At 66.5% G+C, this 12,199-nt stretch carries 10 protein-coding genes; 1 reads left to right on the forward strand and 9 read right to left on the reverse strand.

Going from position 1 to position 12,199, the window contains the following annotated elements; translation table 11 throughout:
• Positions 1-110 precede the first annotated feature (110 nt).
• The 9 genes from P24_RS20075 to P24_RS12055 form a co-directional block, all read right to left on the reverse strand.
• Entirely contained in the window at positions 111-476 is a 366-nt protein-coding gene (locus tag P24_RS20075; protein WP_156816285.1) for a toxin-antitoxin system YwqK family antitoxin, read from the reverse strand.
• Positions 473-2,407 carry a type VI secretion system Vgr family protein gene (locus P24_RS12020; protein WP_008945000.1) on the reverse strand — a complete coding sequence of 645 codons (1,935 nt, stop codon included), beginning with the start codon at positions 2,405-2,407 and terminating at the stop codon, positions 473-475. The genes P24_RS20075 and P24_RS12020 overlap by 4 nt, the downstream gene beginning before the upstream one ends.
• Positions 2,408-3,490 (reverse strand): type VI secretion system baseplate subunit TssG, encoded by a 1,083-nt coding sequence (gene tssG, locus P24_RS12025; protein WP_008945001.1) that lies wholly within the window; start codon positions 3,488-3,490, stop codon positions 2,408-2,410.
• The gene (tssF, locus tag P24_RS12030) at positions 3,454-5,250 is read right to left on the reverse strand and encodes a type VI secretion system baseplate subunit TssF (RefSeq protein WP_008945002.1); all 1,797 of its coding nucleotides are present in this window, start codon (positions 5,248-5,250) and stop codon (positions 3,454-3,456) included. Before tssF ends, tssG begins: the two co-directional genes overlap by 37 nt.
• Position 5,251: 1 nt before the next feature.
• The gene (tssE, locus tag P24_RS12035) at positions 5,252-5,695 is read right to left on the reverse strand and encodes a type VI secretion system baseplate subunit TssE (RefSeq protein WP_008945003.1); all 444 of its coding nucleotides are present in this window, start codon (positions 5,693-5,695) and stop codon (positions 5,252-5,254) included.
• 20 nt (positions 5,696-5,715) lie between these two features.
• The gene (locus P24_RS12040) at positions 5,716-6,213 is read right to left on the reverse strand and encodes an Hcp family type VI secretion system effector (protein ID WP_008945004.1); all 498 of its coding nucleotides are present in this window, start codon (positions 6,211-6,213) and stop codon (positions 5,716-5,718) included.
• A gap of 56 nt (positions 6,214-6,269) precedes the next feature.
• A complete protein-coding gene (tssC, locus tag P24_RS12045) occupies positions 6,270-8,072 on the reverse strand; it encodes a type VI secretion system contractile sheath large subunit (protein ID WP_008945005.1) in 1,803 nt (600 codons plus the stop codon).
• 77 nt (positions 8,073-8,149) lie between these two features.
• On the reverse strand, positions 8,150-8,749 hold the full coding sequence (tssB, locus tag P24_RS12050; protein ID WP_008945006.1) for a type VI secretion system contractile sheath small subunit: 600 nt from the start codon (positions 8,747-8,749) through the stop codon (positions 8,150-8,152).
• A 435-nt stretch (positions 8,750-9,184) separates the two neighbouring features.
• Positions 9,185-10,564 (reverse strand): glutamine synthetase family protein, encoded by a 1,380-nt coding sequence (locus P24_RS12055; RefSeq protein ID WP_008945007.1) that lies wholly within the window; start codon positions 10,562-10,564, stop codon positions 9,185-9,187.
• A 325-nt stretch (positions 10,565-10,889) separates the two neighbouring features.
• Between P24_RS12055 and P24_RS12060 the strand changes: the two genes are divergently transcribed.
• The gene (locus P24_RS12060; protein WP_008945008.1) at positions 10,890-12,176 is read left to right on the forward strand and encodes an NAD(P)/FAD-dependent oxidoreductase; all 1,287 of its coding nucleotides are present in this window, start codon (positions 10,890-10,892) and stop codon (positions 12,174-12,176) included.
• Positions 12,177-12,199 lie beyond the last annotated feature (23 nt).

Here is a 12,199-nt window from a genome sequence, read left to right on the forward strand (position 1 = left end):
CCGGCGGCCCGCCCGCCATAACGCGATTGGTCGGCAGCACCGACAGCGCCGCCGGGGCGACGCCGAAGCTGCACATCAGCATGGCCCCGGCACAGACCTGCATCGCCATATCAGCCTCCTCCTTTCACGGGTTTCAGCTTCATCGCCAGCCATTGCTTCAGCAGCTGGAACAGAGTTGGCGGCTTGGCGGGCGGCGGTACCGGTGCTGGGGCGGGCGGCGGCGGTTCTGGCGCCGGTGGCGGCGTCTCCGATACCTTGTCGCCGTCCCGATAGACCGCCTCTCCCAGCACCGCGCCATCCGCGCCATAGCTCACCATCGGCCCGTCCAGTACCCCGGCCTTGTAGGTTGCCGTCATCGCCAGCCGCCCCTCGGTATAGAAGCGCACTGGCCCATCCAGCTTTCCCTCCAGCGTCTGGCCCTCGACCTCCGGCCGGCCCTTGGCGTCCAGCAGCAAAAGGGGTTCGGGGCCGCTCAATTGATCTTCACCATCGCGCCGTTGATCGTGACCATGCCGCTGCTCTCCAGCGCGGCCTTGCCCTGCGCGGTGTTGGTGATCGACATGCCGCCATCATTGGTCAGGCTGGTCGTCGCCTTGTTGGAGATCGTCATGCCGGAGGTCTGCAGGCTCTGCGCCGCCTTCACCGTGACCCCGCCGGTACTGCTCTCGATGGTGACGGCACCGGTTGCCTTGATGGTGACGGAGCCCTGCACGGTCAGGCTGTAATTGCCCTTCACGGTCAGGCTCATATTGCCGTCCACCGTCTGGTCGAAATCCGCCTTGTTGGTGTGTGTCTCCTTGCCCGTGACGGTCACGTCGCGGGTCTTCTTCACGCTGTGAGTCTCCTTCCCTTCCGAGACCTCCACCGTGCGGTCGCCCTTGGACACGGTCAGCTTCTCGTCCTGCGTCACCGTGGCGGTGCGGTTGTGCAGTACCTCCTCCGTCATGTCCTTCTGGGCATGCAGGTAGATCAGTTCCTTGTCCTTCGCGTCATCGAACAGGATCTGGTTGAAGCCGCCGCCGCCCTTGGAGGAGTTGGTCTTCACCGTGCTCTTGGTCTGGTCGCCGGGCAGGGTGACGGGGACTGTCTGCTCGGCATTGTAGAGTGCCCCAACCACAAGCGGTCGGTCGGGGTCGCCATCGACGAAGGCGACCATCACCTCCATGCCGATGCGCGGCACGAACAGATGCCCCCAGCCCTTGCCGGCCCAGCCCTGCACGACGCGTATCCAGCAGGAGCTGTTCTCGTCAGACCTGCCCTGCCGGTCCCAGGGGAACTGGACCTTGATTCGCCCGTACTTGTCGGTCCAGATTTCCTCGCCCTGCTTGCCGACCACCTTGGCGGTCTGAAGGCCGGCGATGCGCGGGCGCGGCGTTGCCTGCACGGGCCGGATCACCGTATCGGACGGCAGCGCGGTAAAACGGTTGCGGTAGCCATCCTCCGTGAAGACATGGCTGACCGAGATGATGACATATTTCCCGTTCACCTTGGCATCGCCATAGCCTTGGATGCTGACGGTCGCCCCCGGCAACAGGGTCGGACTCGCGCTCTCCCCGGTCAGTTGCACGGCATCGGCGTCCAACGCCTGGATGCTGTGCTTGGCGATGGTCTCGCCCTCATCGCGCTTCTCGTAGCCACCGGGCCAGAGATAGCGGGTCACCTCGCTGCCCTTGCCCTTGGAGGTCACTGTCAGGTCGGTCGAGGGGGTGAGGAAGCTGTAGTCGCCGGTGGAGAAGGTACCGGTCGTCATCCGTGCCGAGCGGCTGAGGAACGACACCGCGTCCGGCTGCAACCCGCTGCCCTGCGCCATCCGGTAATTCAGTGCCGAGGGGCCGGCAATCGGCTGGAAGGCCGAGGAATCGTCGGCCAGCACCAGCGTCTCGCCCGACTCGGCATGAGTGAAAAAATAGAAGATGCCGGCACGTTCCAGCAGCCGGCTGACGAAGGCGAAGTCGCTCTCGTCGAACTGCGCCACATAGTCGAGGCTCGCATAGGTACCCGACAGCTTGTCCGATATCCGCGCCGCGCCATCCGCCTTCAGCACGGTCTTGGCGATGTCGGACAGGCTCTTCTGCTGGAAGATACGGCAGTCGCCGGCCAGCGTCAGAAGCCACAGTGCCGGGCGGATATCGAGCACATAGCTGGCGCCGCGCGGATCGGCATCCAGCTGCCCGGCCTCGGCGACGATGCCGGAGAACAACCTCTTCGCCTTGCCATCGGCGGTCAGCGTGATTGAGGCGACCTTGCCGAGCAGGCTGGCGACATCGGCATCCGCCTTGTCGGCGCGTACCGTCGCCAGATAGCGGAACGGCCGGGACAGGCCCTCCTCAGCCTCCAAAGCCAGCAGCGTGAAGGTAACGCCGGACAGCGTCGTCTTCACCGTGGCAGCAAAGGTGGGGCCGGCCATTTAGCGCACCGCCGGCAGGGCGAAGCGGGCCTCGCACGCATCCGAATCGGCGGCCCGGCCCAGCAGCCAGCTGGTCAACCCGAGCCGCGCGCCTTCCTTTGCTGACAGGCTGGCGCCACTGACGCCCTCGGCATGCAGCACCAGGCGCACCTCCACCGAATATCCATCGCCGAGATAGAGGCCGGCCAGCCGTCGCAGCGTCTCGTAGCCCTGCCCGCCGGGCAGCAGCCCGTCATAAGTGGCGCGGTCCAGCGGCCCGATCCACAGCCGGATTGTCCGCCCGCCATCCGACAGCCGCCCGCCCAGCACAGCGTTCTTGCCCAGTGCCTGGAACCGCCCCAACCGGAGACCGAGGGCGCTGCGCTGGTCCACGGCGACCGTCGCCATGCGCGGCACCGGCGCCTCGATGGCGACCGGCAGCGATAGGGCGCCCGTCAGCAGCTTGCGCAGCCCCTCCATTGGCCGCCGCACCCCGGCCAACAGCCCGGCAAAGGGCAGCAAGCGGCGGCGCAGATCTGCCGGCAGGCTGGCGGCAACCGCCGGCAGGGCGAAGCCCATCACCGCCTGCAGGTAGAGGGCCAGCGCCGAGTCCTCCGGCGGCACCGGATCGAAGGCCGGGCGCTGCGCCTTGCGGGCACGGTAATAGACGGCGATCAGCCGGTTCTCGAACAGCGAGAGGAAATCCGCCATCGCCGGATCGCGCTTCTGCACCGCGCGCAACAGCCTTTCGGTATCGGCCAGAGGCAGCGCGCCGACCGTGCCGGCAAGCCCGAAGAAGCTGACCGCCATATCGGCCTGCGCGACGCTGCTGCCATCCTGGCGCAGAAAACTCTCCATCGCCGAGGTGGTGAGACTTATCAGCGGCGGCGTGACCTGACGTACCGGCGCGCCCTCGAAGCCCAGCGTGGGGGCCGCGCGGAAGCGGATCGGCTCCAGCTTGGGATTACCGGATTCGCCGACCGGCTTCGGCGCGCGTACCAGCGCTTCCAGCAGCCGCACCGCCTGGCAGAACTCGAACCGCCAGGGCTGCGCGAACAGCCGGTCGATCACAGCAGCGGGCGGTCGCCGATCCGGGCCGGCCATGATTTCCACCTTTCCGCCTTGATGAGCAGCCGTGCCGACAGCCGCGTGAAGCTGTTGGCACTGGCGAAGACCGGCAGCACCCGGTCAAGCACCGTGGCCAGGATGTAGAGGCTGCCTTCCGGCCGCATCGTGTCGTCGAAGCCGAGTACGATGTCGCTGCCATGGATCAGGCTGGCGCCGTCCGCCCCGCGCATCATGGCGGGGCTCGCGGTCGCATTCGCCAGCGCATCGATCAGCACATTGCTGGAAACCAGCCCGTCCAGCTCGTAGAGCTGCAACAGCTGCCGCAGCACCGCCCCGTCCCCCGCCACCAGCGAGGCCTGGCCGAGCGCCAGCTGTGTGACCAGCTGCCACAGGGCCGACCCGTCCGTCGCCGGCTCCAGCGGCATGGTGGGGGCGGTCAGCAACGCCTGGGTGCCGGGCACCGCCGCTTCGTCCGGCTGCAGCGACTGGTTCGCCGGCAGGAAGGGGGCGAGCCGCCGGTTGGTGCACAGAAGCTGGGCATAGAGCACCCGGTCCGCCGGGAAGGCCGGGTTGAAGGCGGGATCGACGAAGCTCAGCACCATCTCGTCACCGGGTACGCCAGCCAGCCGCGCCGGGCGGCGACGGGCGACCCAGTACAGCCCGTCCTCCGCCTGCCCGTCGGGTCCGGCAAAGCCGAAATAGGGCTTTACCCAGGCCACCGGCCGGTCGGGGTCGGGCGTGGCCGAGACCTTGCTGATCGAATGCACCTCCACCGAGGCGCGGTCACCGAGATCGGCCAAGACCGGATAATCCAGCTTCTCGCCTGTGAGCCGGATCGGCTGGCTGACGCCGCGGAACAGGTTGACGACCGGCGTGCAGCCCAGCCGGAAGGTGCCGGGGTCGGCGTGAATCTCCGACGGCGGCGCCACGGTGACGGGAAACAGCAGGTCGATCATGCTGGCGTCGCCCGCCGCGTCCAGCCCGGTGAAGTCGAGAAAGCGGAACTTATCGGGGAACTGGAACAGCTCTAGCAGCAGCCGGTAGCCGTCAAGGCCGTAGGGCATGTCCGGCAGCACTGCCTCGTCAGGCCGGAAGCCGACCGGCTGTATGCTGCCGCGCTCCAGCCTCACCCTGCGCGCCACATCGCCATCGGGCAGCAGATAGACGCAGCGGATCTCCGAGGTCAGCATCTGGTACAGCCGGTCGGTCAGCAGCTCGATCCCGGCCAGATAGACGCGCAGCCGCTCCACACCCAGCGCAGCAAGGCCGGGGCCGGTGCTGCGCAAACGAAGGCGGAACAGGCTGCGCGCCCGCTCCGCCTGCACGATGTCGGCGTAGCTGTCGTCGAAGCCGGCATAGGTCGGCTCCAGCGGCCAGACCGTCGCCGGATAGCAGGTGCGGAAGCGCACCACCGGCGCGCCCTTCTCCCCGCTGGCGGCGAAGAACTGCCGGCCGCGCTCCACGGTCAGGCCGGTGGTCAGCTTGCCCGCCTCCTCCGGCGGGCGGAACTGTGCGATGGCCATGGACGGAATCGGCGTCGAGAATTGCGGATAGAGGATATCCAGCAGCGCCGTCGGGATGATCGGGAATTCCTGGTCGATGACATGCTGGATGCGCGCCGTCAGGAAGGCCACGGATTCGATCAGCCGCTCGACATCCGGGTCGGTGACGGTATCGCCCGCGACATCCAGCCGGCGCGCGATCTGCGGATATTGCCGGGCGAAATCCGCCCCCTCCCGGCGCAGGAAGGACAGCTCGCGCTGATAATAGGGCAGCAGCGTCTCGTAGCCGTCCATCTCAGCCCTCCCCCGCCAGCGTCACGTTGCGCCCGTTCAGCAGGAACACCACGGCGCGCTGATAGCCCATCAGCGTCACCGTCGCGGTCAGCCGCGCCTCCAGCGGGCGCAGCCGGTCGCGCGTTGGTTCAATGGCGATGGAGACGTCGGACAGGCGCGGCTCGTAGCTGGCGATCGCCGCCTCCAGGCAGCGCGCCATCAGCTGCCGGTCGGACAGCGAGACGGCGGTGAAATCCACCGTGCCCGGCACGCCATAGGAGGTGACAAGGCGCGGCCCGGCCAGATAGGAGTCGACCGAGCGGTCGGCGCGCGAGCCCAGCAGCCGGACCAGCGCGCCGCGGATCGAGTCCGCCAGCGCCGGCCCGTCCAGCACCAGCGGCGTATCGCGAGCGGACAGCCGCTCGAACAGCGGCGCGCGCTGGCCGTAGAGTTCGCGGGGCGGCATGGCGGATCACGCGACCCGGGCTACTTGCCCTGGCCGGTCGCCTTTTCCAGATCGTACTCGGTCTCGACCTTGCCCTTCTGGTCGCCTTCCTTGGTCTCGAACTGGTAGCTCCAGGTGATCTTGGTGAAGTTGAAGGTGACCGATTCGACGGGCAGCTCGTTGCCGCCGGCATTCAGCGACACGGAGGAGACCATCGCGTTCTCCAGCGTGTAGGTCATCGCCTCGATGGGTTTGTCGCCCGAGGTGCGGATCAGATAGATGTAGATCTTCCCCAGCTCCGTCGCCAGGCAGCAGGCGAGGTTCAGCTTCGGCGTCGCCTGGTCGAGATATTTCGAGACGGTGATGTCCTGCACCTGCGCGCGGCCGGTGGCACGGCCGCCGCCCGAGGAGTCGAAATGCAGCGGCATCGCCACGCCGGTCGAATAGCCCAGGATGTTGATCTCGTCAGTGTGCTTGTCGAGCGTGCATTCGCCCTTGATGGCGTATTTGTCGGCGATCTTGAGGACGATGTAGTCCATGGGGGCCTCCCTGGCCGTCTGGAGCCTGTCGCTTTAGCCCTTGCGGGCTGTCGGGATTACGCGGCGGCGGCCGGCGGCGGCAGCTCGGCCACCAGGCTGATCGTCACCTCCACTCCTTCGAGCTGGAAGAAGGGCTGCAGATAGACCGTCGCGGTGTAGTAGCCGGGCTTGCCGGGCACGGGCTGCACATCGGCCCGCGCGTTGCGCAGCGGATAGCGCGCCTTCACGCTCTGCTGCGCCTCGTCATCCAGCAGCACCAGCGTGCCCAGCCAGTCATTCACCATGTTCTGCAGGGTGGCGGAGGTCTCGAAGCTGCCCACCGTGTCGCGCAGCATCACCTTGATGTACTGCGCGATGCGCGCCGCGTTCAGCATGTAGGGCAGCGTCGCCGACAGCGCCTCGCTGGCGTTCGCGGCCTGGCCGGCGGCGCTGGAATTATCCCATTTCGGCGGGTTGTGAATGGTCCGCCCGCCGAACACCACCGCCTGGTTGGTGAGCTTGCGGTTGCAGATGGCGATGAAGCCGAGGTCGTTCAGCTCCGCCTCGCGGCGGTCCGGGATCATCACCTGGGTCGGAATCTTCATCGCCTGTTCGCCGGCCGCCGTAGTGAAGGTATAGACCGGCAGGTTCTCGATCAGCCCGCCGCCCTGCTCGCCCCGGATCGCGGCCAGCCAGTTGTAGGTGTAGAAGGCGTTGGTGATCAGCGCCCCCTCGTAATAGGCGGGGTTGCCCCACAGGAAATACTTGTCGCTGCGCTGGTCGGCGCCCGCCCCCAGCGTCTCCTCGAAACCCTCGAACCCGTCCGCTGGATTGTTCACCGCGTCATAGGGCGAGCGCAGCAGCACCTGCGGCAGCACCAGCGAGACGTAGCGCGAGTCGGTGAAGGAGCGCAGCGAGTTGTAGTCGAGATAATCCAGCCCGCCGAAAATCTTGCTGAGCGAGTTCGGCTTGTTCAGGTCGGTGAAGCTGGTCAGCCCGAACATGTGCGGCGAGGCCGCGCCCACGAACGGACAGTGCGACGCGGCGGCGATCTGCGCCATGCGCTCCAGCGCATCGACATCCGGCTTGGCGGCGGAGAAGGCGGCGAAATCGCCGATCATCACGCCATAGGGCTTGCCGCCCAGCGTGCCGTATTCCTGCGTATAGACTTTCTTGAACAGCGCCGTCTGATCCCAGTCGGTCGCCTTCTTGAAGTCGGCCTTCACCTCGTCATAGCTGCAGTCCAGCACGCGCAGGATGAGATCCTGGTTGGTGTGGGTGCTCATGACCAGATAGGCGAGGCCGCGCCAGTGCGCCTCCAGCGCCTGGTAGTCCGGGTCGTGCAGGATCTGGTTCACCTGGTCGGAGACCTGGCCGGTCAGCCGGTCGATACTGGCCGCCGCGAAGGCCATCGGCTCGTCCAGCGCGATGGCCGCCTTCTGCCCGGCGACGAATTTCTGCCCCTCGGCATAGATCTGCTGCTTCAGCGCGTATTTCGCCTCGGCCTCGGCCTTTTCCTCCGGCGTCGCCGCGTCAGGGATGGTCGGCGCGGTCGGCGCCTGCGTCATCCCCCAGGCCGCCGCCAGATAGGGGTGCATCTGATAGGTGGCGAGGTCCGCCTGATACTTCTTCAACGCGGTCTGGTAGGTCTCCTTGTCCGCGGCGCTGGCATCGTCGGCAATCGGCGCAGGCGGCGTCGGTTCGGCCGGGGCCGCACCGGGATCGGCGGCGGGCGGATAGACCAGCAGCGCCTGCCCGATCAAGGCGGCCAGCATATCGAGGCCGGTCAGCATCTGGTCGGGCGTCTGGGCCAGCGCCAGATTGCCGGTGGTGAAGGCCGGCTGGAGGTCGGTGGGAAGCGACTGGATCGGTGTCGTCATAGTATCACCTTCAGGCTGGTGGCGGCGTCACAGCGGGACGCTCCTGCACGCATTACGGGTATGAGGAGGACAGCCGTTTAAGACGGCGGCGGCAGCGCCTTCTGGTCGGCAGCAACCTCGGCCTCGTACTGGCTGCGCTGTTGCAGCACCTCGGTCAGCAGCGCGGTCAGGCTGGCGTTGATCTTCGCCGGGTCGGTCTCCGGCTTGTTGTCATCGCCGGCCGGCTGCAGGATCGCCATCACCGTCTGCTGGAAGGCGCTGTTGCCGTCGAGCCGCGCCTGCAACCCCATCAGCGCGCGCCGGTCGGCAAACAGCGGGGCAATGCCCTCGGCGCGCGCAGCGATGGCGCCGGGGCCGAAATCGTCCATTGTCTGGAAGGTCAGCGTATCGCCCGCATCGTCGCCGTTCTGGTCGGTCCAGACCGCCTTCACGCTGGGGCCGATGCGGCCCATGAACTGGGCGAAACTGTCATTGTCGAGCTGGATGAAGTCGCGCTCCGCATAGGGCACGGCGCGTTCCGTCTGCCCGGCGAGGTCGGCCATGATGCCGGCCACGAAGGGCAGCGAGACCGCCAGCGTGGCGCCCTTGGTATAGACCTCGTAGGTGATCTGCACGCGCGGCGGATTGTCTTTGGCGATCAGCTTCTGCGCGCTGGTCTTGGTATCGACGAGAAACATGCGGGCACCCTCCCTGGCATCATATTTCCGGGCGCGCGGAGAAGAGCATCCGCACAGCCATTCACAACCAAAGCGTGTGCGTTCATTAAGCGCATAAGTTTTTTATCATGCAATCTTAAATTGCATGCGTATGCGAAATTTCACGGGAGGGGAGTTTGCCTCTCATCCTTCGTCATGGTCGGACTTGATCCGACCATCTAGCGAACGGTGCCGTCTCTCTGGACCCTCGGGTCAAGCCCGAGGGTGACGAATGGAGAGGTAGAGAAGAAGGCGCGAAAAGCAGCGAAGCCGGCGCAACACACACTGCCCGTCATTCCCGGCCTTGTGCCGGGAATCCAGGGTGCAGCCTACTCGGGCAGGCATCCAGAAAGCGGAAGCCTGGACCCCCGCAATAAATGCGGGGGTGACGGCAGGAGTGGGGGAGAGGCTGTATCCTCACACGTTCAGCAGCAGGAATTCGCGTTCCCACGCGCTGATGACCTGCTGATAAGCGTCGTATTCCCATTCCTTCACGGCGCAGAGCACATCCACGAAGCGGTCGCCGAGCACGGCGCGCAGCTCCTTGGAGCGGTAGAGCCCGCCCAGCGCATCCTGCAGATGGCCGGGCAGCGCGCGGCTCATGCCATAGGCATCGCCCTCCACCGGGGCGGTCGCCTCCAGCCCTTCCTCGATGCCGAGATAGCCCGCCGCCAGCGTCGCCGCGATGGCGAGGTAGGGGTTGGCGTCGGCACCCGCCACGCGGTTCTCCACGCGCCGGGACTTCGGGCCGGTGACCGGCACGCGCAGGCCGGTGGTGCGGTTGTCGCGCCCCCAATGCACATTCTGCGGAGCGGAGAAATGCGGGCCGAAGCGGCGGTAGGAATTCACATAGGGCGCCATCAGCGGCATGGCGCGCGGCAGGTAGCGCTGCAGGCCGGCGATGAAGGCCAGGAAATCCTCGCTGTCCTCGCCATTCGGCTTCGAGAAGATGTTCTGCCCGCTCTTCCCGTCCACCACGCTGACATGCACATGCATGGAGCTGCCGGGCTGGCCCTGCATCGGCTTCGACATGAAGGTGGCGTAGATATTGTGGCGCAGCGCGGTCTGCCGCAGCGTGCGCTTGAACAGGAACACCTGGTCGGCCAGCGCGAGCGGCTCGCCATGGTTGAAGTTGATCTCCATCTGAGCAGCACCCGATTCGTGGCTCAGCGTATCGACGTCGATCTGCTGCTGCTCGCAGAAATCATAGACTTCCTCGAACACCGGATCGAACTCGTTCACCGCGTCGATGCCGAAGGACTGCCGCGCCGTCTCGGCCCGGCCGGAGCGGCCGACCGGCGGCTCCAGCGGATAGTCCGGGTCGGTGTTCGGCTTCACCAGGAAGAACTCGACCTCCGGCGCCACCACCGGCTGCCAGCCCTTATCCTCATAGAGCTTCAGCACCTGCTTCAGCACCTGGCGGCTGGCGATATCGACCGGGCGGCCATCGGCGTAATAGCAGTCATTGATGATCTGAGCCGTCGGCTCGTCATACCAGGGCACGACGCGCAGCGTGCTGACATCGGGCACCAGATAGATGTCGGAATCGGCCGGGTCGATATCGACCTGATCGGGGAAATCCCCGGTGACGGTCTGCACGAAGATCGATTCCGGCAGGCGCAGGCCGCGCTCCCCCCAGCTTTGCAGGAATTTCTCGGCCGGCAGGATCTTGCCGCGCGGGATGCCCGCCATGTCCGGCACCAGGCATTCGACCTCGTCGATATGCCGTTCGGCGATCCATTCCGCCACCTCGGCGGGAAATTCCTTGCCAATATCGAAGGGGTTGTCGTCGCTCATGATGCCCTGAAAAGCTGTTGCGCCTACCTCTATGGCTACAGGGCGGCAGAAGGCTTGGCAAGCGGAGGCGGTTGTGCCGACAGTTTGGCAAGACGCAAGAGCCCCGGTGCTTCCAGGACCGTCATTCCCGGGCTTGTCCCGGGAATCCAGGGTTCAGCTTACCCGATCGACGATCCAGCGAGCGGAAGCCTGGACCCCCGCAATAAATGCGGGGATGACGGGAGGAGCGACGGCGCGGCCAGCAGATTAGATCAAACACTACGACGACCCTGCTGCGACGCCATTCCCCCTTGCCGGGCGGCCAGCGCAAGGGTATCAGCGGCACATGACCCAGCCGGAAACGCCGCCCACCTGGTATGCCGACACCGTCGCGATGCCGTCCGCACGGCCAGCGCTGGCGGGCGATCTTGATACCGATGTCTGCGTCATCGGCGGCGGGCTGACCGGCGTGTCGGCGTCGCTGAACCTGGCGGAGCGCGGCTACAAGGTGGCGGTGATCGAGCAGCAGCGCATCGGCTGGGGGGCGTCGGGCCGCAATGGCGGGCAGATCTGCACCGCCTATTCATCGGGCATGGGCAAGATCGAATCGGCGCTGGGCAGGGACGATGCGCAGCGTGTCTGGGACATGGCGGAGGAAGCCAAGCGCATCATCATCGAGCGCACCCAGCGCCACGGCATTTCCTGCGACCTCAGCTGGGGCTATCTCTATGCCGCGCTCAGCCGCTACCAGATGGACGGGCTGCGCGCCGAACGCACAGATTGGCTGGAGCGCTATAGCTATGACCAGCCGGTGCGCCTGCTGGAGACGGCGGAGATGCGCGCCACCGTCGCCAGCACGCGCTATCTCGGCGGGCTGCTCGACCCTGGTGCGGGGCATCTGCAGGTCTATGCCTATCTGCTGGGCCTCGCCCGCGCGGCGGAGGAAGCCGGTGCGGTGCTCTATGAAGGAACCAGGGCGCTGTCCGTCACGATGGGTGACCACCCCAGCGTGACCACGGAAAGCGGCACCATCCGCTGCCAGCACCTTGTCATCGCCGCCAACGCCTATCTGGGGAAGCTGGTGCCGCGCCTGCGGCCCTATGTGATGCCGGTCGGCAGCTTCGTCTGCGTGACCGAGCCGATGGACCCGGCCCGGCTGGAGGGGCTGGTGAAGGGCGGTCTCGCGGTCGGCGAGTGCAATCACATCCTGAATTATTTCCGCGCCACATCCGACAACCGGCTGATGTTCGGCGGCGGGGCGAATTATTCCGCCATCGACCCGCCCTCTTTGCGCTTCTATCTGCGCCGCAAGCTGGTGCAGGTGTTCCCGCAGCTGGCCGATATCGAGGTCGCACAGGCCTGGAGCGGCCTGATCGGCATCACCACCAGCCGCATCCCGGATTTCGGGCGGCTGGACGGCAATGTCTATTATGCGCAGGGCTTCTCCGGCCAGGGCGTGGCGCTGTCCGGTCTCGCCGGGCGGCTGATCGCCGAAGCGGTCGCCGGACAGGCGGAGCGGCTGGATATCTTCGGCCGTATCCGCCACATGCCCTTCCCCGGCGGCCCCCTGCGCACGCCGGCGCTGGTGCTGGCGATGTTCTATTTCCGCCTGCTGGATATGATCGGGCGTTAATCTCCCAAACCGTCATTCCCGGG

The sequence above is a fragment of the Oceanibaculum indicum P24 genome, from assembly GCF_000299935.1.
Classification (GTDB): domain Bacteria; phylum Pseudomonadota; class Alphaproteobacteria; order Oceanibaculales; family Oceanibaculaceae; genus Oceanibaculum; species Oceanibaculum indicum.